Annotated in this window: 20 protein-coding genes and 1 riboswitch; of the genes, 10 read left to right on the forward strand and 10 right to left on the reverse strand. The window is 69.2% G+C overall.

The genetic code is table 11. The features are described from left to right. Window positions 1-25: 25 nt before the first annotated feature. The 9 genes from mraY to ACWF99_RS29080 all read right to left on the reverse strand — a co-directional run bounded on the left by mraY (window position 26) and on the right by ACWF99_RS29080 (window position 10,280). Window positions 26-1,102 (reverse strand): phospho-N-acetylmuramoyl-pentapeptide-transferase, encoded by a 1,077-nt coding sequence (gene mraY, locus ACWF99_RS29040; RefSeq protein ID WP_101463569.1) that lies wholly within the window; start codon window positions 1,100-1,102, stop codon window positions 26-28. Next, window positions 1,099-2,595, reverse strand: coding sequence for a UDP-N-acetylmuramoyl-tripeptide--D-alanyl-D-alanine ligase (locus ACWF99_RS29045; protein WP_452537937.1), 1,497 nt, complete (start codon window positions 2,593-2,595; stop codon window positions 1,099-1,101). The genes mraY and ACWF99_RS29045 overlap by 4 nt, the downstream gene beginning before the upstream one ends. After that, window positions 2,592-4,181 carry a UDP-N-acetylmuramoyl-L-alanyl-D-glutamate--2,6-diaminopimelate ligase gene (locus ACWF99_RS29050; protein WP_452537938.1) on the reverse strand — a complete coding sequence of 530 codons (1,590 nt, stop codon included), beginning with the start codon at window positions 4,179-4,181 and terminating at the stop codon, window positions 2,592-2,594. Before ACWF99_RS29050 ends, ACWF99_RS29045 begins: the two co-directional genes overlap by 4 nt. Before the next feature lie 170 nt (window positions 4,182-4,351). Then, the gene (locus ACWF99_RS29055) at window positions 4,352-6,229 is read right to left on the reverse strand and encodes a peptidoglycan D,D-transpeptidase FtsI family protein (protein WP_378636680.1); all 1,878 of its coding nucleotides are present in this window, start codon (window positions 6,227-6,229) and stop codon (window positions 4,352-4,354) included. Further along, window positions 6,226-7,254: a hypothetical protein gene (locus tag ACWF99_RS29060; RefSeq protein WP_452537939.1), complete on the reverse strand. Its 1,029-nt coding sequence runs from the start codon at window positions 7,252-7,254 to the stop codon at window positions 6,226-6,228. The genes ACWF99_RS29055 and ACWF99_RS29060 overlap by 4 nt, the downstream gene beginning before the upstream one ends. Beyond that, the gene (gene rsmH / locus ACWF99_RS29065) at window positions 7,251-8,249 is read right to left on the reverse strand and encodes a 16S rRNA (cytosine(1402)-N(4))-methyltransferase RsmH (RefSeq protein WP_378636675.1); all 999 of its coding nucleotides are present in this window, start codon (window positions 8,247-8,249) and stop codon (window positions 7,251-7,253) included. The genes ACWF99_RS29060 and rsmH overlap by 4 nt, the downstream gene beginning before the upstream one ends. A gap of 193 nt (window positions 8,250-8,442) precedes the next feature. Further along, entirely contained in the window at window positions 8,443-8,874 is a 432-nt protein-coding gene (gene mraZ, locus ACWF99_RS29070; RefSeq protein ID WP_056816815.1) for a division/cell wall cluster transcriptional repressor MraZ, read from the reverse strand. Between the two features lie 402 nt (window positions 8,875-9,276). Further along, window positions 9,277-9,705 carry a DUF3040 domain-containing protein gene (locus ACWF99_RS29075; protein ID WP_378636672.1) on the reverse strand — a complete coding sequence of 143 codons (429 nt, stop codon included), beginning with the start codon at window positions 9,703-9,705 and terminating at the stop codon, window positions 9,277-9,279. 125 nt (window positions 9,706-9,830) lie between these two features. Further along, window positions 9,831-10,280, reverse strand: a complete 450-nt coding sequence (locus tag ACWF99_RS29080) for an SAV_6107 family HEPN domain-containing protein (protein ID WP_378636670.1) — start codon at window positions 10,278-10,280, stop codon at window positions 9,831-9,833. 117 nt (window positions 10,281-10,397) lie between these two features. Between ACWF99_RS29080 and ACWF99_RS29085 the strand changes: the two genes are divergently transcribed. From ACWF99_RS29085 to ACWF99_RS29105, 5 genes are all read left to right on the forward strand, one after another. Next, window positions 10,398-11,024 carry a GNAT family N-acetyltransferase gene (locus tag ACWF99_RS29085; RefSeq protein ID WP_378636667.1) on the forward strand — a complete coding sequence of 209 codons (627 nt, stop codon included), beginning with the start codon at window positions 10,398-10,400 and terminating at the stop codon, window positions 11,022-11,024. After that, window positions 11,021-12,586: a phytoene desaturase family protein gene (locus tag ACWF99_RS29090; RefSeq protein WP_452537940.1), complete on the forward strand. Its 1,566-nt coding sequence runs from the start codon at window positions 11,021-11,023 to the stop codon at window positions 12,584-12,586. Before ACWF99_RS29085 ends, ACWF99_RS29090 begins: the two co-directional genes overlap by 4 nt. A gap of 4 nt (window positions 12,587-12,590) precedes the next feature. Further along, entirely contained in the window at window positions 12,591-13,589 is a 999-nt protein-coding gene (locus ACWF99_RS29095; RefSeq protein WP_452537941.1) for a carotenoid biosynthesis protein, read from the forward strand. A gap of 146 nt (window positions 13,590-13,735) precedes the next feature. Then, complete coding sequence (locus ACWF99_RS29100) at window positions 13,736-14,491, forward strand: LppM family (lipo)protein (protein WP_378660581.1); 756 nt, start codon at window positions 13,736-13,738, stop codon at window positions 14,489-14,491. A gap of 1 nt (window position 14,492) precedes the next feature. Beyond that, window positions 14,493-15,665: a glycosyltransferase family 2 protein gene (locus ACWF99_RS29105; protein WP_378636659.1), complete on the forward strand. Its 1,173-nt coding sequence runs from the start codon at window positions 14,493-14,495 to the stop codon at window positions 15,663-15,665. Window positions 15,666-15,758: 93 nt separating this feature from the next. Here the strand turns inward: ACWF99_RS29105 and ACWF99_RS29110 are convergent, their stop codons facing one another. After that, entirely contained in the window at window positions 15,759-16,604 is an 846-nt protein-coding gene (locus ACWF99_RS29110; protein WP_452537942.1) for a hypothetical protein, read from the reverse strand. A 153-nt stretch (window positions 16,605-16,757) separates the two neighbouring features. Beyond that, window positions 16,758-16,851, forward strand: a riboswitch (SAM riboswitch). A gap of 110 nt (window positions 16,852-16,961) precedes the next feature. Here ACWF99_RS29110 and ACWF99_RS29115 point away from each other — a divergent pair. The 5 genes from ACWF99_RS29115 to ACWF99_RS29135 are packed head-to-tail and all read left to right on the forward strand — an operon-like array spanning window position 16,962 to window position 22,437. Next, a complete protein-coding gene (locus ACWF99_RS29115) occupies window positions 16,962-17,972 on the forward strand; it encodes an amino acid ABC transporter permease (protein WP_452537943.1) in 1,011 nt (336 codons plus the stop codon). Then, window positions 17,969-18,730 carry an amino acid ABC transporter ATP-binding protein gene (locus ACWF99_RS29120; RefSeq protein WP_378660462.1) on the forward strand — a complete coding sequence of 254 codons (762 nt, stop codon included), beginning with the start codon at window positions 17,969-17,971 and terminating at the stop codon, window positions 18,728-18,730. The genes ACWF99_RS29115 and ACWF99_RS29120 overlap by 4 nt, the downstream gene beginning before the upstream one ends. A 32-nt stretch (window positions 18,731-18,762) precedes the next feature. Continuing rightward, complete coding sequence (locus ACWF99_RS29125; protein ID WP_378636648.1) at window positions 18,763-19,722, forward strand: ABC transporter substrate-binding protein; 960 nt, start codon at window positions 18,763-18,765, stop codon at window positions 19,720-19,722. Window positions 19,723-19,750: 28 nt separating this feature from the next. Then, on the forward strand, window positions 19,751-20,821 hold the full coding sequence (locus ACWF99_RS29130) for an LLM class flavin-dependent oxidoreductase (RefSeq protein ID WP_378636646.1): 1,071 nt from the start codon (window positions 19,751-19,753) through the stop codon (window positions 20,819-20,821). Then, complete coding sequence (locus tag ACWF99_RS29135; protein WP_378660456.1) at window positions 20,818-22,437, forward strand: ABC transporter substrate-binding protein; 1,620 nt, start codon at window positions 20,818-20,820, stop codon at window positions 22,435-22,437. Before ACWF99_RS29130 ends, ACWF99_RS29135 begins: the two co-directional genes overlap by 4 nt. Window position 22,438 lies beyond the last annotated feature (1 nt).

The following is a 22,438-nucleotide window of genomic DNA, read 5'->3' on the forward strand; positions in this document are numbered from 1 at the left end:
GGAGAGTGTTCGACCATGTCTCTACTCACCCGACCTGTGACAGATATTCACTGTAGAACAGGCCGAGGCCCACTGCGGCGGAGATGCCCGCCAAAATCCAGAACCGGATGATCACCGTGGTTTCGGCCCACTTACTCAACTCGAAGTGATGGTGGAACGGCGCCATCTTGAACAACCGATTGCGCGTGGTGCGGTACACCGCCACCTGCAGCATGACCGATGCCGCCTCGGCGACGAACAGCGCGCCGATCACGGCCATCAGCAGCTCGGTGCGGGTGGTGATCGACAGACCGGCGATCAGGCCGCCGAGTGCCAGCGAACCGGTGTCGCCCATGAAGATTCGCGCGGGCGCGGCGTTCCACCACAGGAATCCGATACACGCGGCGGCCGCGGCGGCACAGACCAGGGCCAGGTCCAGCGGGTCACGCACGTTGTAGCACCCGGCTTCGGGGCTGGTGGAGCAGGAGTTGCGGTACTGCCAGAAGGTGATGATCACGTACGCGCCGAGCAGCAGGCTCATCGAACCGGCCGCGAGACCGTCGAGGCCGTCGGTCAGGTTGACCGCGTTGGACCAGGCCACGACCAGGAACAGCACCCAGACGACGAAGATGATCGCGCCCATCGACACCGTGTTCCAGTCGCGCACGTACGACAGGTGCTTGCTGGCGGGGCTGAGCCCGTCGGTGCTGCGGAACTGCAGGGCCAGCACCGCGAAGATGACCGCCGCGGCGGTCTGCCCGATGTACTTGCCCGCGGCCGAGAGCCCGAGGTTGCGCTGCTTGCGCAGCTTGATGAAGTCGTCGAGGAAACCGACGACGCCGAGCGCGGTGGTGAGCCCGAGCACGAGCAGACCCGACGCCGTCGGACCCTCCGCGTCGTAGCCGATGCCGATCAGGTGCGAGCCGAGATAGCCCGCCCACATGCCGATCAGGATCGCGACACCGCCCATGGTCGGGGTGCCGCGCTTGGCCTGGTGACTGGCCGGGCCGTCGACCCGGATCTCCTGGCCGAAGCCCTGTCTGGCGAACACCCGAACCAGCAACGGCGTCAGCAGGATCGACACCGCCAGTGCGATCCCCGCCGCGAACAGAATTTGCCTCATCGAGCTGTATTACCTTCCGCTGCCCCGGTCAGGTGCTCGGCGACGGCCCACAGGCCCACCGCCTTCGACGCCTTGACCAGTACCACATCGCCTGCGGCGATCTCGTCGTCGAGCAGCGCGATCGCCGCGTCGATATCGGGAACGAGGATCGATTCCTCGCCCCATGAGCCTTCCATCACCGCTCCCTGGTGCATGCCGTGGGAGGGTCGTCCGGTGCCGACCACGATCAACCGGTCGACGTCGAGGCGCACGGCCAGGCGTCCGATCGCGTCGTGTTCGATCACCGAGGTGTCGCCGAGTTCGCCCATTTCACCGAGCACTGCCCAGCTGCGCCGGGGCTCGTCGGCCGATTTCGCCAGGGTGACCAGCGCTTTGAGCGCCGCGCGCACCGAGTCGGGGTTGGCGTTGTAGGAGTCGTTGATCACGGTGACGCCCGCGGGGGTGGTAGTCACGTCCATCCGGCGGACCGAGGCCGCGGTGGCGCCGGACAGCGCCTGGGCGACGGTGGCCAGATCGGCGCCGCATTCGAGAGCGACGGCAGCGGCGGCCAGGGCGTTGCCGACCTGGTGTTCGCCGTGCACAGCGAGTCGCACCGGGATCGATTCGCCGCCCACGCGCAGGGTGAAGTGGGCGCGGGCCTGGTCGTCGGTGACCACGTCGGTGGCGCGGATGTCGGCGTCACCGGACAGGCCGACCTTCACGACGCGCGCCTTGGTTCGCGACGCCATGGCCGCGACATTGGGGTCGTCGGCGTTGAGCACGGCCAGCCCCTCGGCGGGCAGTGCCTCGACGAGCTCGCCCTTGGCTTGCGCGATCGCCTCGCGGCTACCGAATTCGCCGAGATGGGCGGTGCCGACATTGAGCACGACACCGATCCGCGGCGGCGCGATGCGGGCCGCGGCGGCGATGTGGCCGACACCGCGAGCCGACAGTTCGAGCGCGAGGAACTTGGTGTCCAGGCCGGCGCGCAGAGCCGTCCACGGGTGGCCGAGTTCGCTGTTGAACGAGCCGGGCGGGGCGATGACCGAACCGAGCGGCGCCAGCACGGCGGCCAGCAGATCCTTGGTCGAGGTCTTGCCGGAAGACCCGGTGACGCCGACGACGGTGAGACCGGTGCGCTCGGCCAGCCTCTCGGTGCTGACCCGCGCCAGCTCGGCCAGCGCGGCCAGCACGGCCGCGCCGGAACCGACGCTGTCATCGTGGCTGAGCGCCACCGACGTCCCCGGAACCGCACCGAGGTCGGGGGCCACCACAATGGCGGGCACGCCGACCGGGCGGGCAGCGAGTACCGCGACCGCCCCGGCGACGACCGCCTTCGCGGCGAAGTCGTGTCCGTCGGAGTTGGCGCCGGGTAGGGCGAGGAACAGATCGCCGGAACCGATTCGGCGCGAATCGAATTCGACCGAACCGGTCACCAGTGCCTGGGGGTCGGGTACGTCGTGCAGCTCGCCGCCGACGACGTCCGCGATCTCCCGCAGTGTCATCTCGATCATGAAACTGTCAAGTCCTCCGAGTCCGTGTGCGGACTGTGTCGTATCCGCAGGGCATCCAGCGCCGCCGCGACCACCTCGCGGTCGTCGAAGGGATGCTTGACGCCCTTGATCTCCTGGCCCGCCTCGTGGCCCTTGCCCGCGACGAGCACCACATCGCCCGCGCGCGCCCAGGCGATGGCCGCGGCGATGGCCGCCGCGCGGTCACCGATCTCACGGATCTCGCCGCGGTCGGTGGCCGGGAGTTCGTGCGCACCGGCCACCACGGCGGACCTGATGGCCGCTGGGTCCTCGGTGCGTGGGTTGTCGTCGGTGACGATCACCAGGTCGGCGCGGGCCGCCGCGGCGCCCATGAGCGGGCGTTTGGCCACGTCACGGTCGCCACCGGCGCCGAGCACGACAGCCAGCCTGCCCGTACCCGCTTCGACGAGGTGGCCGCGCAGGGTGGTGACCACGGACTCGATGGCGGCAGGCTTGTGCGCGTAGTCGACGACGGCGAGGAAGTCCTGGCCGCGCTCGACGCGCTGCATCCGGCCCGGCACGTCCACGACGGCCAGCGCCGGAGCTGCGATCGCCGGATCGACGCCTGCCGCGGCGCACGTGGCGACGGCCAGCAGCGCGTTGGCGACGTTGTAGCGGCCGGGCAGGCGCAGGCGCACCGTCAGTTCGCCGTCGGGTCCGGCAGCGGTGAATTCCTGCTCGCCACCGGTGGTCTTGATGTCACCGCTGACCTGCCAGGTCGCCGCGCCGGTGGTCGACACGGTGACCGGCTCGACCAGATCACCGGCCAGGCGGGTGCCCCATTCGTCGTCAACGCAGATCACCGCGGTGCGCGCGGCAACCGGCGAATCCGCGTCGAACAGCCGACGTTTCGCGGCGAAGTAGTCCTCGAAGTCCTTGTGGAAGTCGAGATGGTCCTGCGACAGGTTGGTGAACGCGCCGACCGCGAACCGCACGCCGTCGACCCGGCCCAGCGCGAGCGCGTGGCTCGACACCTCCATCACGACCGCGTCGACACCCTGCTCGACCATCGCGGCGAACATCGCGTGCAGCTGCGGCGCCTCGGGCGTGGTGAGCGCACTCGGCACCCGCTGCCCGCCGATCCGCGTTTCGATGGTGCCGATCAGCCCGGTGGACAGTCCGGCCGCGGCCAGACCGGCTTCCACCAGATACGAAGTGGTCGTCTTACCCGAGGTGCCGGTGATGCCGATGATGCGCAGCCGATCGCTGGGGTGGCCGTAGATCTCGGCGGACAGCTCGCCGAGTACCGCACGGGGCTGCTCGCGCACCAGCACGGGCACCGCGACGTCACCGATCAGCTCGGCGCCCGCGGCATCGGTGAACACGGCGACCGCGCCGTTCGCGATCGCGTCGGCGGCGAATCGGGCGCCGTGCGAGTTCGCGCCGGGGAGCGCGGCGAACAGGTCTCCGGCGCGCACCGCGTTGGATCGTTGCTCGATGCCGGTGACCATCACCTCGGCGGACGCCGGGGGCACCGACGTGGCACCGGTGAGGTCCGCCACGGCCTGCAGCGACGTCGACAGCGGAGTGGTTGGCCGGAGCGCGTGCGGGCTGGACTGCGCGGGCACAAGGCTCCTCTCTGAGAGTGATCGAGCGCGTGGGCGAGACGAGCAGTCAGGTTACCGACGCGCGGTGTCGGTCGGACAACGCGGGTTGAGTTAATCGGTGTTCTCGGCCCGCCCGCCGCCGGACTGAGTGGAAGGTGCGACGAAAGGGCCGAGAACTGCGGCACCAGCCGTTATGACACCGCCTCCAGCACCAGTCGCTTGGCCTCCGGGGAGGGCGGCACCCGGTCGCGCTGCAACGCCCAGGATGCGATGCTGTGGAACAGCGGTGCGGCCGAGCCGCCCCCGGTGCCGTCGGAGCTGCGCACGGGCGCGTCGAGCATCATGCCGATCACGTAGCGGGGGTTGTCGGCGGGCGCCATCCCGGCGAACGTGCTGTAGAACGACGAGGTCGAATAGCAGCGGCACGCGGGGTCGACCTTCTGCGCGGTGCCTGTCTTGCCCGCCACCTGGTACCCCTCGATCGAGGCGGGCGCGCCGGTGCCCATCTGCACGCCCATCGGGTCCTTCTGCACGGTCGCCTGGAACAGCTCACGCAGGGTGTGCGCGGTCTGCGGGCTGACCACGCGCACGCCGTCGGGCTGCAACTCCTCGGTGCGGGTGCCGTCGGGGGCGACCTTGGCCTTGACGATGCGCGGCGGGATCCGCAGGCCGTCGTTGGCGATGGCCTGGTACATGGCCGTCATCTGCAGGGTCGTCATCGAGAGTCCCTGACCGATGGGCAGATTCGCGAAGGAACCGCCGGACCACTGGTCACGGGCGGGTACCTGGCCGCCGCTCTCGCCGGGCAGGCCGACGCCGGTACGCTGGCCGAGCCCGAAGCGGGTGACCATGTCGGCGAAGCGGTCCTCGCCCACGCGCTGGGCCAGCATGAGAGTGCCGACGTTGGAGGACTTTCCGAAGATGCCGGTGGTCGTATAGGGCGCGACATCGTGCTGCCACGCGTCGTTCACCGTAACGCCCGACATCCGGATCGAGCCCGGCACCTGGAGTACTTCGTCAGGGGTGGTCACGCCGTATTCGATGGCGGCCGCCGCGGTGATGATCTTGTTCACCGAGCCGGGTTCGAAGGGTTCGGAGACCGAGGGGTTGCCCATCTTGCCCGAGGCCCAATGATTCGGGCCCAGTGCGGGATTGAAGGTACCGTCGTTGGCCATCGCGAGCACCTGGCCGGTCTTGGCGTCGAGCACCACCGCCGAGGCGGAGGACGCGCCGGACACCTGTTTGGCCTGTTGCACCTGCTGCTGCACGTAGTACTGCAGGTCCGCGTCGAGAGTCAGCTCGACGCCGTAGCCGTTCACCGCCGGCTGCAGATCCCGGTAACTGCCGGGGATCACCGCACCGTCGGAACCCTGGTCGTAGGTGCGCGAACCGTCGGTACCCGACAGCACCGAGTCCAGCGCCGATTCCAGCCCCATCTGACCGTGCCGATCGCCGCCGATCGCGCCGACGACATTGGACGCCAGCGAGCCACCCGGGTACTCGCGCAGGTCCTGCCGTTCGGCACCGACCTCCGGGAACTTGGCGGTGATCTCGGCCGCCACGCGCGGATCGACGTTCTTGGCCAGATAGTGGAACTTCTTGTCGCTCTTGAGCTTGTCGAGCAGTTCCTGCTCGGTGGGCGCGCCGAGCTTCTCGTGGATGAACTTCGCGATGTCCTTCAGCCGCTGTTCGGGGTCCGGCGCACTGGGCTTCAGCTTCTTGGCTTCGACCATTTTCTCGCGCTCCGTCACCGGCTGGAAGGTCAGAGCTTTCACGGTGAGGGTGAAGGCGAGCTGGTTGCCGTGCCGGTCGGTGATGGGGCCGCGCACGGCCGCCTCGGTGGCCTTGATGGTGCGCTGCGAGGCCGCCTGCGCCGACAGCGCGGGAGCGGCGAGACTCTGAATGTAGAGCAGCTGCAACGCGACCACGGCCAACGTGGCCAGCAGGGTGACCCGGCCGACGCCGAGGCGCAGGCGGATCGGCCGGTCCGGCGAGAGCGAGCCTGCGCGGCGGGCCCTCGACGAGACCGGCCCGCGTCGCTGCTGCGACGCGGGCCCGCTCTGCTTCATCGAGGACCATCCTGCGATTCGACGACCTGCGGCTGTTCACTAGGCGGTCCGGCCGAAGGGGCACGTAGTCCGGGGGCCGGAGCCACCGCACCCGGTAACGGCGCACCGGCCGGAATCGGCGGGTCGGCCACGACATCCGGTGCGAGCGCGGGCGTGTCGGCCGAGACCAGTGGTTCGCCCTGACCCGCGACGTCGATGCGATCGGGCACCGTCGCCGGGGCGAGCGGGGCCGGGGCAGCGCCGTCCACCGGAGCGGGGGCTTCACCGTTCGCCGCCGGTGCCTGACCGTTCGCCGGAGCGGGGACGGCCGCGTCGACCGGGGCCGGAGCGACCGCGGGCTGCGGCGCGTTCACGGTGGGGGCCGTCGGCGCGGGCGGAGACGCGAGCACGTTCGCCGGAACGCTGTTGGGCGCGGCACCGTTGGGCGCGCTCGGACTCGCGGTGGCCGCACCCGGCTGCACCGGGACGACCCGCTCGCCCTGCGCCTGGGCGTGTCCCGGCGCCGGGGTGTTCGGGGCGGTGGTGGGCGGACCGTTCAGCGGCGGTACCGGCGCACCCTGCGCGGGCGTCGGGTTACCGATCACGGTGACCTCGCCGTCGGCGCCGATCACCAGCCGGGCCGGATCCTTCGCGGGGATCATGCCGAGCTCACGTGCACGGGCGGCCAATTCGGGAGCGGAGTCGGCGGCGGCGACCTCGCGCTGCAGCGCGGCCCGCTCGTCGTCGAGCTTGCGGTTGACCGCCCTGGCGTCACCGAGCTGGTAGCTGTCCTCGGCGGCACGGGTGGTGAGCAACAGGGTCAGGGCGAGGCCGCAGCCGAGCAGTCCGATGATCGCGGTGACGAACGGGATCCGCCCCGCCATCGTCGAGGACGGTTCGGGCAGTTCGATGCCGTCGAGCAGCTGTTCCCTGGTGCGCTTGCGGGCATAGGCCCGCTGTGCCGCACCGGACTTCACTCGTTCGGCCGCCTCCACGCGCCGGGCCGCTTTGCTCGGCACCGCGACTGTGCTCGTCCGCACGCTCATCGTGTCCCCTCCTGTGTCCTCCCTGACCTCTCCGCGATTCGTTCGGCCGCGCGCATCCGCACCGGCGCGGATCGCGGATTGACCTCGATCTCGGACTCGGTCGCCTTTTCCGCTCCACGGGTCAGCATCCGGAATTCCGGTCCCATGCCGGGCAGTTCGACCGGCAGGTCCATCGGCGACCGGGACACGATCCGTGGCGCGAGTTCGTGCTTGACCAGCCGGTCTTCGAGCGACTGGTACGACATGACGCAGATCCGTCCGCCCACACGCAGTGAATCCAATGCCGCGGGCAGGGCCGCCCGCAGCGAGTCGAGCTCACCGTTGACCTCCACCCGCAGCGCCTGGAACGAGCGCTTGGCCGGATGTCCGCCGGTGCGGCGCGCCGCGGCCGGAATGGTCGCGTAGAGCACCTCGACGAGTTCGGCGCTGGTGGCGAACGGCTTGACCGCCCGCCTGCGCAGCACCTCCGAGGCGATCTTGCCCGCGAACCGTTCGTCGCCATAGGTTTTCAGCACCCTGGCCAGGTCGCCGTGGCTGTAGGTGTTGAGCACGTCGGCCGCGGTGATCCCGGTGGTCGGGTCCATGCGCATGTCCAGCGGTGCGTCGACGGAGTACGCGAAGCCGCGTTCGGCCTCGTCGAGCTGCATCGAGGACACGCCCAAATCCATGAGGATGGCTGAGACGGAACCGGTTTCGTCGAGCCCCGCTTCGGCCAGGGCCGCGGGGATGCCGTCGTATCGCGTGTGTACCAGCGTGATCCGGTCGGCGTAGGGCGCCAGGCGCTCGCCTGCCATGCGCAACGCGGTGGTGTCACGGTCGAGACCGACCAGACGCGCTTGCGGGTAGGTGCGCAGGAAATGCTCGGCGTGCCCGCCCAATCCGAGGGTCGCGTCGATGTAGACGGCGCCCGGTTCGCTCAGCGCGGGGCCGAGCAGATCGTCGGCGCGCTCGAGCAGAACCGGCACATGACGGGGGTTCTCGGCGTCATGGTTCACCTCGACCTCCCGGGATACTGCCTCGCGTCGCAGACGGATCGCCGTGCCACACAGTGCTTTTCGAATGAGTGCTTGTCGAACGAGTTGATGCGAATGCTTCGAGGTCTCTGACCGGGGCAAGGCACCTGGCGTCGGGGAAGTACGTCAGGGTCCACGCCCGGGCAGAGGCCTCGCAGCACTCGCGTGCTCCGGGTCAGAAGATTCCGCCCAGCGACTCGTCTCCGGCTTGCGCGTAGTCCTCCTCGTGTTCTTCGAGGTAGGTCTCCCACGCCTGCTTATCCCATATTTCGAGGAAGTCGACCGAACCGATCACCACGCAATCCCGCGAGAGGTTCGCATAGCGCCGATGGTCCGGCGACAGCGTGATCCGGCCCTGCGCGTCCGGACGTTGCTCGTCGGTGCCCGCCGCCAGCGCTCGGACGAAAGCCCTTGCCTGCGGGTTACTTCGGGACGCCGACGCGGCTCGCCGCGCGAGCGCGGTGAACTCGTCTTTTGGATACACGGCCAGGCTGTGGTCTTGGCCTTTCGTGACCATCAACCCTCCCGCCAGATCGTCTCGAAACTTCGCAGGCAACGTCAGCCGCCCTTTGTCGTCCAATCGGGGGGTGTAGGTACCGAGGAACATCTCGGCCACCTCCCTACTGGATTCACCTCGCCGTACGGCCTCTCCTGTAGTGCGCGACCCACATTACCCCACTTTCCCCCACTTTCAATCGAAACCCTGAGTGATCCTGCTCCCCGCCAACACAATTCCGCAGGTCATCCCAGCTATCACTGAGATTCGCGGTTATCCCGTGTTCGGGCAACCCGCGCGGGTCGGCAACCCCTCGTTCCGACAACGTTCAGCAAACATCGCAGGTGCGACGTCGGCCGAGTGACCGGGTGGGGGAAGTGTGGGGAGCGGTGGGGAAGGTGGGGGAACCGCCCTGGCCTCGCGTTCTGACAGTCACCGCGCCCATAGACGCACGAAAGCGGCGCCACACCCTTACTGGATGTGGCGCCGCCAACGTAGTCGGCTAGGTCTGAGCTATTCCTGCTCGAACCGTCGCCGGAATCGGTCTTCCATTCGCTCGGAGAAGCCGCCGGACTTGCGCTGGCGACCACCACGGGCCGGGTGCCCCGTGGTCGGGCCGCTGCCCGCCGCGGGAGGCTCGGTCGCGTCCGGTCGGGCGGCGCGACGCGAGTTGCCGATCATCAACAGGACACCAGCGCCGAACATGGCGATGAATCCGACGAGACTGATGATCGGGAAACCGCCCGGCTTGAACGGGGCGGCGATGCCGGCGACGAGCAGAAAGAGGCCGACGGCGAACAACGCCGCAGCTTGGAGTCTGCGTCGACTCGACGTGGAGCGAAGACGTCCGCCGCGGACGGACGAGGCGAACTTCGGATCCTCAGCATAGAGAGCGCTCTCGATCTGTTCGAGCATGCGCTGCTCGTGCTCGGAGAGTGGCACGGTACCTCCCCCGGCACTAGGCGTGGCTGGTCGCCTCCGGGTAGGCGACGGGTAGCCGACCTTGGCGGCTATCTGCTCCCCATGATACGAGTTCGATCGGTGGCGTACCACCTACTCGGTCATAACTAAGCGGTCATGTCGCGGCCACGACTCGGCTGCGGGAGGCTCTTAGCCGCGGCTACCAGCGCATCGTCGACGTCGTAGAGGAATGCGCCCACCCGTGAGCAGAACTCGTCAGCTTGTGTGTCGGTGATCGCTCGGTCCAATCCGGCCTCCAACGCGGCCCGTAATTGCGAGTGCGCCTCGAAGTAGTCGGCCCACATCACGAACTCCGGGCTGGCGCGTCTCAGTAACACCCAGGCGCTACGCGACCGTGCTCGCGGCGCGCGATCGGCGCCGGTGAGCGCGATCATCGAGCCGGCGCCACGCAGCGCGGCCAGGTACGCGGTACGGAACCGCTCCCCCGGTTCGTGCTCCCAGGCGGAATCGGTGAGCAGCGCATCGGCCTGGCGTAGTAGTCCGCCGGCGCGCCCGTCGTGGCCCGCGTGCGCTCGACCATCGTTGTGACCAGCCATCTGCTGCCCCTTTCGCCCCTCGCACTGATCGAACTAACATTCGAACGTTTGAATTGAGATTGAATATAGGGACACCCACCGACAACTTTCCGCGTCCGCGCGCCATCGACGAGAGCCATGACAGCCGTCAAGCCGAATCACACCCCCGCACCCGTCATCGTCGACCTCAGCGTCGCCGCCCTGCGCGCACGCCTGCACGACGCCCTGTCGGTCTATGTCGCCGCCATGGACTACCCCCGTGGCACCGAACATCACCGCGCACCGATGTGGACCGAACACACCACCAGGGCCGGCTGGCGGGCGGTGGCCGCGGTGCTGCCCGATGACGCGGGCGGCGTCGACCTGCGCACCGCGCCGATCCTGGCGATCGCCTACGGGTACAGCGGTGCGCCCCGGCAGTGGTGGCACCAGCAGGTACAGACCGGCATGCGGCGCTGTGGATGGCCCGATGCCGCTGCCCGTGACCTGCTCGCCGACTATTTCGAACTCACCGAGCTGCACGTCCACCCGGCGGCGCAGGGCCGTGGGATCGGCGCGCGCCTGCTCGAGCGGCTGCTGGCCGACCGCGCCGAGGCCGCGGTGCTGCTGTCGACCCCGGAAGTCCCGGAGGAGGCGAACCGGGCCTGGAAGTTGTACCGGCGGGCCGGATTCACCGATGTGATCCGCAATTTCGTGTTCGCGGGCGATACCCGGCCGTTCGCCATCCTCGGGCGCAGGCTGCCGATGCCGCCCACGCGCCCATGACGACGGTGGTGGTCGGATCCGGCCACAACGCGCTGGTCGCGGCCTGTTATCTGGCCCGGGCCGAGCACCGGGTGCAGGTGCTGGAGCGCGACGAGGTGCCCGGTGGCGCGGTGTCGACGGTGGCACGATTCCCCGGCCATCTCGTTGATCGTGGATCTTCGGCGCACATCATGATCCGGCACACCGGGATCATCGAGGAGCTCGAGCTCGAACGGTTCGGGTTGCGCTATCTCGACTGTGATCCATGGGGCTTCACACCGTCCGACGGTGCGCGCCCGCCGATCGTGTTCCACCGTGATCTCGACGAGACGTGCGCCTCGATCGCGGCCGCCTGCGGTGTCAAGGACGCTGACGCATATCGCCGCTTCGTCGAGGTGTGGGGCGAGCGCAGCGCACGGGTGATGCGGTCGTTCGGCGGGCCGCCGACGCCGGGCAGGCTCGTTCGCTCGTTCTGGGGGCTGGACGCGCGGGCCGGCGGATCGGCGTTGTCACGGGAGTTCCTGCAGTCCGGTGACGCGCTACTGGACTTCTGGTTCGACGACGAACGGCTCAAGGCGTCGCTCGCGTGGTTCGGCGCGCAGTCGGGTCCGCCGATGTCGGAGCCGGGGACGGCGCCGATGGCCGGATTCGCCGCGCTCATGCACACACTGCCGCCCGGGCGCGCGGTGGGTGGGAGTGGGGCGCTCAGCGCGGCGTTGATCGCGCGCCTGCGGGCCGACGGTGGCGAGCTGCACACCGGCGACGCCGTCACCTCGCTGCGCCGATCCGGCACCGGGTGGCAGGTGACGACCGAATCGGGCCGGACACTGCACGCCGACACGGTGATCGCGGGCTCCCATATCCTGTCCACGCTCGACCTGTTGCGCGCGGGCGATTTCGACCCCCGGGTCCTCGACGACTGGCAGCGCCGCATCCGGGTCGGCCCCGGCATCGGCATGGTGGTGCGCCTGGCCACCGACCGGCTACCCGAATACCCCGGCGCCTCCCCCGCCGAATCCGCCCGTGGTCTGCAGTTTCTCGTCTCCGACCGCCGACAGCTTCGACTGGCTCACGGCGCCGCCATGGCCGGTTCGCTGCCGCCACGCCCGGTGGTGCTGGCGATGAGTTTCAGCGCGCTCGACCCGTCCATCGCACCCGCGGGCGAACATCAGCTGTCGCTGTGGGCGCAGTGGCATCCCTACGAACTCGCCGACGGCGGCGACTGGGCAGCACACGCCGAGCACGAGGCGGACCGGATCATCGCCGAGGTCGACCGGTACGCCCCGGGCTTCACTTCGTCGGTGCTCCAGCGATTCGTGCAGACGCCGGTCGATCTCGAGCGGGAGATGGGACTGCGCGGCGGCAACGTCATGCATGTGGAGATGTCCCTCGATCAGATGATGCTGTGGCGGCCGCTGCCCGAGCTGTCGGACCAGCGCGTCCCCGGCGCTCCCGGCCTGTACCTCACCGGCGCATCCACCCATCCGGGCGGCGGAGTTTCCGGAGCCAGCGGGCGCAGCGCGGCCCGCCTGGTCCTCGGCGACGGGCGCAAGCGCCGGTTCACACCGCTGCGCAAGCGATGAAGGCATGCCCGCCACAGCGCCGCAGTCGGCATCACGGCCGCACCGGCCCGGCAGTTCGGCGGCATCGATGACCGGCACGGTCCTCGACACAGGTCGTCGTACCCTGGCCGCGATCCGCGCCTGGTTACGCGCCGACCCACGCCGCGCGATACCGGCCGTGACCGCGCTGGCACTGGTGCTCGTGCAGATCACGTACCCGTTGAGCGCGGGGGTGGCGCGCGACCGGATCACCGTCGCGGTCGTGGTGCTGTCCGCCTCGACCGCCCTGCTGCACGCGGCGACCACTCGCGGATTGCGGTGGGCCGCCGGGTTCTTCGTCGTCGTGTCCGGGCTGGGGCTCACCGCCGAAATCGTCGGCACCGCGACCGGATTCCCGTTCGGCAGCTACGCCTACGCCGTCGATCGGCTCGGGCCCGCGTTCGCCGATGTGCCGCTGGCCGTGCCGTTGGCGTGGACCGGCGGGCTGTACCCGATCTGGATCGTCGCGGGCATGGTCGTGTCCCGTGCGCACCTGTCGGGCGCCTCCATCACGCAGAGCCCCGGTCGGTCCGCATCCACGCATGCCCAGCCACCCAGCGCGTCGGGCGCTCGGCTGCTCAGCGGGTCGAATGCCGGGCGCCTGGGGCTGTTCGTCCTCGGCGCGGTCGGCTGGGATCTGTTCCTCGATCCGCAGATGGTGGCCGACGGCCAATGGACCTGGTCGGTCACCGACGCGGGCCTGCCCGGCATCCCCGAGATCCCGTACACCAACTACCTGGGCTGGGCGCTCGTCGCCGTGGTCATGGCAGTGATTCTCACCCTGCTCGATCATTTCCTGCCGCCGCCGCGCGACCCGTCGGTGGCGGTCCCGGTCGCGGTGTTCGCGTGGACCTGGCTCGGCTCGGCCCTCGCGCACGCGGTGTTCCTCGGCCTTCCCGCGTCGGCGATCTGGGGTTTCCTCGGTCTCGGTGTGCTCGGAATCCCGTTGTTTCTGCGTGCGCGGGCCGCACGACGCGCGTTCTGAGCGGCCGACCCCGCCGCGACACACCCCGATTCGGGGCGAAAATGCCTGATGGGCGCGGGTGGGCGGTGAGTGCTGGGCCCGTCGTGTGGGCTCTCGGGCCTGAGCCTGGCACGATGTCAACCGTGCAGCCGAGTCCCGTCGCCGACATGCCCGCTCCTTCGCCGCGTCGTTCCGTGCCCGCGCGGCGCGTCGCGGCCGTTGCCGTCCTGCTGGCACTGCTCGTGCCCGCGCTGGCCGGGTGCCTGCGCGTGCAGGTGTCGATGGGGGTGTCGTCGAACGATCGCGTGTCGGGGCGGATCGTCGCCGCGGTGGTGCCGACGGGGCCCGACGACAAGGGGCCGCAGCTGAAGGCGCCGGAGCAGCTGGCGGCGAAGGTGCGGGTGGAGAACTACAACCAGGACGGATACGTCGGCACCCAAGTGTTCTTCGACGATCTGTCCTTCGGCGAGGTCGGCCAGCTCGGTGGCCTGTCGGATCAGACACAGGGCATGTTCACGCTCGAATTCCAGCGCAGCGGCGATCTGGTGAGTCTCACCGGGCGGGTCGATCTGGAATCGGTGCCGCCGCACGGGTCGGACGTGCAGTTCTCCGTTGCGTTCCCGGCCCGCGTCGCCAAGACCAACGGCACCCGTGAGACCACCGACAGCGAGAACACGGTGTCGTGGAAGCTGCCCGCGGGCGAGGTGTCGACCCTGCGTGCCGAGGTGAAGTACGCCGACCCCAACACCCGCTCGTTCGCGGGCTGGGCGGGCATCGTCGGCGGCATCACCCTCGCGGTGGCCGCGCTGATCGCGGGCCTGGCGTTCCGCGACCGCAACCCCGGCCCGCCCAACGCACCGCGCGGCGGTTTCTCCCCCTCGGAGATGTGGCGCGAAATCTCCAGTCGCAGACTGGGCCGCTGACATGAGCGCGGCGGCCCGCTACCTGACCTGGGCGGGCACCGGTCTGGCCGCGCTCGGCGCGGCCACCGCCGCCTACAACCTGGTCACCTTGCGCACCCTGCCGCGCGGGGTCGCCGGCGTGATCGAACCGGTCACGGTGTGCGTCCCCGCCCGCGACGAATCGCAGCGCCTGCCCGCGCTGATCGCCGACCTTCGCGCGCAGATCGGCGTCCCCCGCCTGAGCGTGCTGATTCTCGACGACGCGTCCACCGACGGCACCTACGAAGCCGCACTCGACGCGATCGCCGACGACGAGCGCTTCACCGTCCTGCGCTCGGCCGCCCACCCCGCCCCCGGCTGGACCGGCAAGGCCGCCGCGTGCGCGCGCCTGGCCGCCCGCACCGACGCGGCCGCCCTGGTGTTCATCGACGCGGACGTACGCTTGGCCCCCCACGCGATCGCCGCGGCGGTGACCGAATTACGCAGGCGCGGAGCAGGTCTGGTCTCGGCCTGGCCGAGACAGGACGCCGGTTCGACCGCCGAGCGCCTGATCCAGCCCCTGCTCGCCTGGTCCTGGGCTTCGACCCTGCCCGTCGGCCCCGCCAACCACAGCCTGCGCCCGTCCACCGCCGTAGCGTGCGGCCAGTTCCTGGCCGTCGACGCCGCGGCCTACCGCGCCGGCGGCGGCCACGCGGCCGTGGCGGCCAGCGCCACCGAGGACCTGGACCTGGCCCGCGCCATCCGCCGAGCAGGCCATCGCACCGCCCTGGTGACCGCGGGCCCCGCCGCGAGCACCCGAATGTATACCGGCACCACCGAACTCACCGACGGCTACACCCGCTGGCTGTGGTCGGCCTACGGCGGCCGCCGCGACACCGGCGCAGCCATCGGAATCCTCGCCGCCCTCGCCTACTGGATTCCCCCGCTGGCCGCGATCCTCGGCCGAGGCCGAACCCGCCGCGCGGGCCTGCTCGGCTACCTGGCCGCCGTCACCAGCCGCCTCACCGCCCGCACCATCGAAACCCGCAAGCCCCCCACCGGAACCGACCTCGCCTCAGCTGTGGCCCACCCCCTGTCAGTGGCCCACTACCTCAGCCTGTGGACCCGCTCCCACCACCGCCACCGCACCGGCCGCCTGCACTGGAAACAGCGCCCCCTGGTAACCCCCGAAGACCCGATAGCCCACCACGCCTGACCCGCAGTTCCGCGACGGCGCAGGCGCATCAGGGCCGCCGAGCGGGTGAAGGGCAGGCGCGCACCCGCTCGACACCGAGTCGAGCAACCACCCTCAAGCCACCTCGGTGATCCCCACCGTCGGAAAGAAGAAGCACGACCGCCCACCGTTGTCAGTAGTACCGAAAACAGCAGCCAACACAGTCCCCCGCCCCGTATCCACAGGCACAGCCCGCACACCCCCCACAGGAATAGCGGCGAAGAGAAAATCCCGAATAGCCGTCTCAGCAAGAGGCCGCAATTCACCAGGAACCTCAGCAGGCACCATCGCCCGCACAATGTCGGCAATCGACCCCATCGAGGCCATCCCCCCACGCCCGGTACTCACATTGAGCCACGCCACCTGCATCCCGGACGTCTTCGTAGCCGCGGTATCGGCCGCAAGCCCATAGGGCAGGAACGTGAACAGAGTCTGCCCGGATTTCACCGCGGACAGATCGAGCCCGGGTATCGGCAGTGTGTTGGCCGGCCACGGCCCCGGCACCGCCCCCGCAACAGCCGGAACAAGCCCCGCTCCGTCACCGCTACAGTTCGCCGCCACCGTCGGGTAGAGGAACGGCTGGATACCCAGCGCCTTCAGCGTCTCGACAACACTCTGATAGGCACCGAGAAGATCCCCCGCCCCCGCGGCGGGCGTGACACCGGGTGCGTCCCGAGTGACAGCGGGCGCCACCGGCACGGCCGGTTCGGCAACGGCCGACGGCACAGCCGACAGCAACGCAGCGGCGCAAACCGTCAGGGCGGTCAGTGCGGTGGAACGACGCGGCATGATCACGACGTACTCCTCATCGACGCAGAGAACCCCGACGCTACCGCCTGCGATGCGGGATTCCGGACAGGTGAAGTAACCGCCCGTTCGGCGCGTCGCAATTTCCCAGCGAACCCACCGATCGCCGCTCACCCCCGGTCCGCGGGTCCCCCACCACGCCGAACCGGGGCAATTGTGCCCGTGCTCGCGCCCGGTTCCAACCTCTGTGCTCACGCTGATTTCTACCGTTGTGGGTACCGCACATGTGCCACATGCTGATTCAGCTCGGGTCACAAAACCGGGGCGCAACCATCCAGAGCGACCGAGAGACCTGGCTCGATGACGTCGCAGCAACCCGCCCGTTTCGGGGTGTGGGTGCTTCTGCCGGGTTCGATGGAGGAGATTTTCGTGCTGTCTACCTGTCCGGCCTGAGCGCCGCCAGATCGCGAACCCGTTGCTGGCCGGGTGGAGGTCACTGTGCCTCGTTCCACTGTTTTCCGAAGGATTCCCATGACCGCGTCTGCCGTTTCCGGCGCCGAGACCGCGCCCGCACCGCCCGGCGACGCTCTCCCCGCCGATCCGGAATCCGGCGGCAAGGCGCCCGCCGGCGACCTGCCCCGGATCGCCGGGTCGTGGCACCCGTGGCGCTGGGTCGTCGCGGCGATCGCACTGCTGCTGGTGGCCCAGTTCGCGCACGGCCTGATCACCAATCCGGGGTGGGACTGGGGCACTTTCGCCCAGTACTTCACCGCGAAATCGGTGCTGGCCGCGCTCCGGGTGACCATCGAGCTCACCCTGTGGGGCACTGCCCTCGGTTTCGTGTTCGGCACCCTGCTGGCGATCGGGCGGGTGTCGAACAATCCCGTGCTGCGGGTGATCGCCTGGACCTATATCTGGGCTTTCCGTTCGATCCCGCTGATCGTGCAGCTGCTGTTCTGGTTCAACATCGCCTACCTGTATCCCCGCCTGTCCGTGGGCATTCCGTTCGGCCCCGGCTTCTACGAGTTCGATGTCAATGGTGTGATCAGCGGTTTCACCGCGGCGGTGATCGGGCTGGCCCTGCATCAGGCGGCATATTCGGCCGAACTGATCCGGGCGGGTCTGCTCGCCGTCGACGACGGTCAGCTCGAAGCGGCGGCGGCGCTGGGGATTCCGCGCTGGCGCCAGTTCCGCACGATCGTGTTGCCGCAGGCGATGCGCTCGATTCTGCCGAACGCGGCCAATGAGGTGATCAGCCTGTTCAAGGGCACCTCGATCGTGTCGGTGATGGCGATCGCCGAGCTGTTCTACCAGGTGCAGGTGATCTTCGGCCGCAACGGCCGGGTGGTTCCGCTGCTGATGGTGGCGACCGTCTGGTACATCGCGCTCACCACGGCGCTGTCGATCCTGCAGTACTACATCGAACGGCACTACGCCAAGGGCGCGCAGCGTGCGCTGCCGCCGACACCGTGGCAGCGGGTCCGCGCCAAGGTCACCGAGATCGCCGCCGGTGCGGCCGCACCCCGAGGAGCAACCCGATGACCGCAGCGGTGCTGGCGCGCGGAATCCGCAAGTCCTACAGCGGCACCGAGGTACTGCGTGGCGTGGATCTGGCGGTACGCGCCGGTGAGGTGGTCGCCGTGATCGGGCCCTCCGGCTCCGGCAAGTCCACGCTGCTGCGGGTGCTCAACCATCTGGAAGCGCAGGACGCGGGCACCGTGCACATCGACGGTGAGCTGATCGGTTACCGGCAACGCGGCAACATCTTGCGTTCGCTGCCCGACCACGCGGTGCGCGCCCAGCGCAGCCGCATCGGCTTCGTGTTCCAGCAATTCAATCTGTTCCCGCATCTCACGGTGCTCGACAATGTGGCGCTCGCCCCGGTCTCTGCGCAGCGGCGCCCACGCGGCGAGGTGGTCGCCGAGGCGAAACAGCTTCTGGAACGGGTAGGACTGGCCGATTTCGTCGACGCCTATCCCCGGCGGCTGTCCGGTGGTCAGCAGCAGCGCGTGGCCATCGCGCGGGCCCTGGCCTTGAAACCACGGCTGATCCTGTTCGACGAGCCCACCTCCGCACTCGACCCGGAGCTGGTCGGCGAGGTCCTCGCGGTGATCCGCGATCTCGCGCACAGCGGCACCGCGCTGGTGATCGTCACCCACGAGATCGGTTTCGCCCGCGAGGTCGCCGACACGGTCGTGTTCCTCGACGAGGGCGTGATCGTCGAACAGGGCGAGGCCGCCAGCGTTCTCGACCACCCCGAACACCCGCGCACGCAGGCGTTCCTGTCCCGCGTCCGCTGAACATCCCTTCCCACGAACAGGTTTCGACACTGATGAAGCTCTCCACCCTGATCGGCATCGTCGCGGCGGCCACGCTGTTGACGGCAGGCTGCACCGCCGAGCCCGAGGCCGCCGACACCGTGCAGGCCGGTGCGATCACCTACGACCTGTCCCCCGCCCAGGAGGGCAGGGTGCGGGCCGCCAAGGTCGACGCGATCGCCGCCGAGGTGCCCCAGGCCATCCGTAACCGCGGCACGCTGGTGGTGACCGGTCCCGCCGGTTCCGTGCCGCCGCTGCGGTTCTATGCCACCGACGACCGGACCGTGATCGGCTCCGAGGTCGACTTCGCCACCCTGGTGGCCGACATCCTGGGCCTGAAGCTCGATATCCAGGTGGCGGACTGGTCGCAGAACTTCGTGCGGGTGGATTCCGGTGAGGTGGACGCGTTCATCTCGAATGTGACCGTCACCGAGGAGCGCAAGGAGAAGTACGACTTCGCTACCTACCGCACCGACACCGTCGCTCTCGAGGTCCCGAAGGACAGTCCGCTCACCTACACCGACCGCAAGAGCCTGGCGGGCAAACGGATCGGTATCGGCGCGGGCACCAATCAGGAACAGCTGCTGGTGAGCTGGAACGAGCAGAACGTCGCCGAGGGTCTGCCCCCGGTCGACATCGCCTACTACCAGCAGAGCACCGACTACTACCTGGCGCTGGCTTCCAAGCGCATCGACGGCTACATCGGCCCGAACCCCGCGGCCGTGTACCACTCCGCCACCAGCGACGGCAAGATCATCGCCACCTTCTCCGGCGCGGGTGAGCAGCTGCAGGGCGAGATCGCGGCGCTCACCAAGAAGGACAACGGCCTGATCGGCCCGATCCACAAGGCGCTGCAGCACGCGATCGCCGACGGCAGCTACCAGAAGATCCTCGACCGATGGGGCCTGAATTCGGAGAAGGTCACCGAGTCGCGGATCAACCCGCCCGGTCTGCCGAAGAAGCCCGCCGCATGAGGTCGTTCGACGAGCTGGGAGACCACGCATGAAGTTCCTGCTGATGACGCTGATCACCCGGGTACCCGATCCGGTCACCGGTGTGGTCCCGACGACACGTGATCGCCTGCACGAGGTGGTCGAACAGGCCAGGCGCGCCGAGGAATTCGGCTACGACGGGTTCGCTGTCGGTGAGCGGCACGAGGATCCGTTCCTGTCGGCCGCTCCCCCGGTGGTGCTGAGCCATATCGCGGCCCTCACCTCGCGGATCAGCCTGTTCACCGCGGTCACCACGTTGAGTCTGCTCGATCCGGTGCGTGCGTTCGAGGACTATTCGACCCTGGACAACCTGTCCGAGGGCCGGCTCGAGCTGATCATCGGCAAGGGCAACGGCGCGGCGCAGGCGCAGCTCTACCACGTCACCACCGAGGATCAGTGGGAGCGCAATCGGGAAGGGTACGAACTGTTCCGGGCGCTGTGGGACAGCGAGGAAGTGACGTGGTCGGGACAGTTCCGGCCTTCGCTCGCCGCGGCCAAGGCCTTGCCCCGACCGCTGCAGCCGAGGGTGCGGATCTGGCACGGGAGTGCGACGAGCAAGGAGTCGGTGGAACTGGCCGCGCGCCACGGTGATCCGGTGTTCTCGGCGAATGTCACCAATCCGATCGAGCCGTACGCCGCGCTGATCCGCCACTATCGCGAGCGGTGGGCGCACTACGGTCACGACCCAGCCGATGCGCTGGTCGGCGCGGGCACCGCGGGCCTGCATGTCGCGCGGACCTCGCAGGAGGCCGTCGAGGTGTTCCGCCCGCTGTTCGAGGCGCGGACCTCGCTGCAGCGCAAGGTCGGTAATCCGGTCGTGTTCGAGACCGTCGAAGACTTCGTCACCCGCTCGTCGGCGCTGGTCGGCAGCCCGGAGCAGGTGATCGACAAGGTCGGCCGCTATCACGAACAGTTCGGGCACGAGGTGATCCACCTGTCCGCCGAACGTGACGGCCGCACCGAATCCGAGTACCTGGGCAGTCTCGAACTGTTCCAGGCCGAGGTGGCGCCCGAGCTGCGCCGCCGCATTCCGAGTCGTCCTCTGGCCGCTGGCCGCCAATTATCTGGAGTTATCTCGTGATCCGTCCTCGTCATCGCATCGCCGCCGCCGTCGGCGCCCTGGCCGCCGTCACCACGGTGGTCGCCTGTGGCAGCGACACCGGCGGCTCGGGTGGTCAGGCCGGACCGCCGCAGCCCGGTGGCACGTTGCGCTACGGTCTCTCCCAGGCCCCGACCTGCTCGGATCCGGCTCAGTCGGCCAGTAATCAGACCATCTACGTCGCCCGCCAGATCGTCGACTCGCTCACCGATCAGGACCCGAAGACCGGCGCGATCACACCCTGGTTGGCCAAGAGCTGGGAGGTCAGCCCGGACGCGAAGGTGTTCACCTTCAAGCTCGCCGACGGCGTGACCTTCAGCGACGGCACCGCGCTCACCGCGGACTCGGTGCGCGACACCTTCGACGCGACGATCAAGCTCGGCGGGGCGAAGGCAGCGCTCGGCGTCAGCTACCTCACCAACTATGTCGGCACCACCGCGGTCGACAAGCTCACCGCCCGTGTCGAATTCAGCCAGCCGAACGCCCAGTTCCTGCAGGCCACCTCGACCCCGCAGCTGGGCATCCTCGCCCAGTCCACCAACGCCAAGCCCGCCGAGGCTCGGTGCGCGGGCGACAACATCGGCAGCGGACCGTTCACCTACACCAGCTGGAAGCAGGACTCCTCGGCCACACTGGCCAAGCGTGCCGGATACAACTGGGGCTCCGCCGTTTTCGGGCACAAGGGCGAGGCGTATCTGGACAGGATCGAGTTCACCGTGGTCCCGGAATCGGGTGTGCGGACCGGCAGCCTGGCCTCGGGTCAGCTCGACGCGATCAGTGACGCGCTGCCGCAGGACGCGCCGCAGATCGAGGCCGCGGGCGGCGGGGTGCTGTCCACCTCCAACCCGGGGACCCCGTTCGGCCTCCAGCTCAATGTGACTCGTGGTCCGCTGCGTGACCAGGCCGTGCGTCAGGCGCTGCTGCCCGCACTGGATCGCAAGCAGCTCGTCGACACCGTGCTCGGCCCGCAGTTCAAGTACGCGACCGGCAGCTTGGCCTCGGCCACCCCGGCGTACCTGGATCAGTCGGCCCGGCTCGCCTACGACCCGGCCAAGGCCAAGGCCGCCCTCGACCAGGCGGGCTGGCTGCCCGGCGCCGACGGCATCCGTACCAAGAACGGTGAGCGCCTGAGCTTCTCGGTGACGTTCAGCCAGGTGTTCGCGGGCAACCAGGCGATTCTGGAACTGACCCAGCAGCAGCTGCGCCAGATCGGGGTGGATCTGAAGCTCGACCTGGTCTCCGGACCGGAGAGCACCGCGAAGATGAACACCAAGGACTACGACTCCTTCTACGGCAACTCCACCCGCGCCGATGGTGACATCCTGCGGACCTCGTTCTCGCTGACCGGTCGCAATCTCAGTGCCCGTGGCCCGATCCCGGCCCTGGACGAGGCGCTGGACAAGCAGCTGGCCACCAACGACCCGGCGGCGCGCGCGGAACTGCTCGCGACCGTGCAGAAGCTGGTGCTCGACAACGGCCTCTACCTGCCGACGATCGAACTGTCGCAGGCGATCGGCGTGGCCGGACACACCCAGGACGTGAAGTTCGAGGCCTCAGCCCGACTGCAGTTCTTCGACACCTGGCTGAGCGGGCACTGAT

Source organism: Nocardia sp. NPDC055002, assembly GCF_053608825.1.

Bases quoted from the DNA above. Each gene is read 5' to 3' on its own strand.
- mraY (WP_101463569.1), bottom strand. From the start codon at position 1,102: ATGAGGCAAATTCTGTTCGCGGCGGGGATCGCACTGGCGGTGTCGATC.
- ACWF99_RS29045 (WP_452537937.1), bottom strand. From the start codon at position 2,595: ATGATCGAGATGACACTGCGGGAGATCGCGGACGTCGTCGGCGGCGAG.
- ACWF99_RS29055 (WP_378636680.1), bottom strand. From the start codon at position 6,229: ATGAAGCAGAGCGGGCCCGCGTCGCAGCAGCGACGCGGGCCGGTCTCG.
- ACWF99_RS29060 (WP_452537939.1), bottom strand. From the start codon at position 7,254: ATGAGCGTGCGGACGAGCACAGTCGCGGTGCCGAGCAAAGCGGCCCGG.
- mraZ (WP_056816815.1), bottom strand. From the start codon at position 8,874: ATGTTCCTCGGTACCTACACCCCCCGATTGGACGACAAAGGGCGGCTG.
- ACWF99_RS29080 (WP_378636670.1), bottom strand. From the start codon at position 10,280: ATGGCTGGTCACAACGATGGTCGAGCGCACGCGGGCCACGACGGGCGC.
- ACWF99_RS29085 (WP_378636667.1), top strand. From the start codon at position 10,398: ATGACAGCCGTCAAGCCGAATCACACCCCCGCACCCGTCATCGTCGAC.
- ACWF99_RS29090 (WP_452537940.1), top strand. From the start codon at position 11,021: ATGACGACGGTGGTGGTCGGATCCGGCCACAACGCGCTGGTCGCGGCC.
- ACWF99_RS29095 (WP_452537941.1), top strand. From the start codon at position 12,591: ATGCCCGCCACAGCGCCGCAGTCGGCATCACGGCCGCACCGGCCCGGC.
- ACWF99_RS29100 (WP_378660581.1), top strand. From the start codon at position 13,736: ATGCCCGCTCCTTCGCCGCGTCGTTCCGTGCCCGCGCGGCGCGTCGCG.
- ACWF99_RS29105 (WP_378636659.1), top strand. From the start codon at position 14,493: ATGAGCGCGGCGGCCCGCTACCTGACCTGGGCGGGCACCGGTCTGGCC.
- ACWF99_RS29115 (WP_452537943.1), top strand. From the start codon at position 16,962: ATGACCGCGTCTGCCGTTTCCGGCGCCGAGACCGCGCCCGCACCGCCC.
- ACWF99_RS29120 (WP_378660462.1), top strand. From the start codon at position 17,969: ATGACCGCAGCGGTGCTGGCGCGCGGAATCCGCAAGTCCTACAGCGGC.
- ACWF99_RS29125 (WP_378636648.1), top strand. From the start codon at position 18,763: ATGAAGCTCTCCACCCTGATCGGCATCGTCGCGGCGGCCACGCTGTTG.
- ACWF99_RS29130 (WP_378636646.1), top strand. From the start codon at position 19,751: ATGAAGTTCCTGCTGATGACGCTGATCACCCGGGTACCCGATCCGGTC.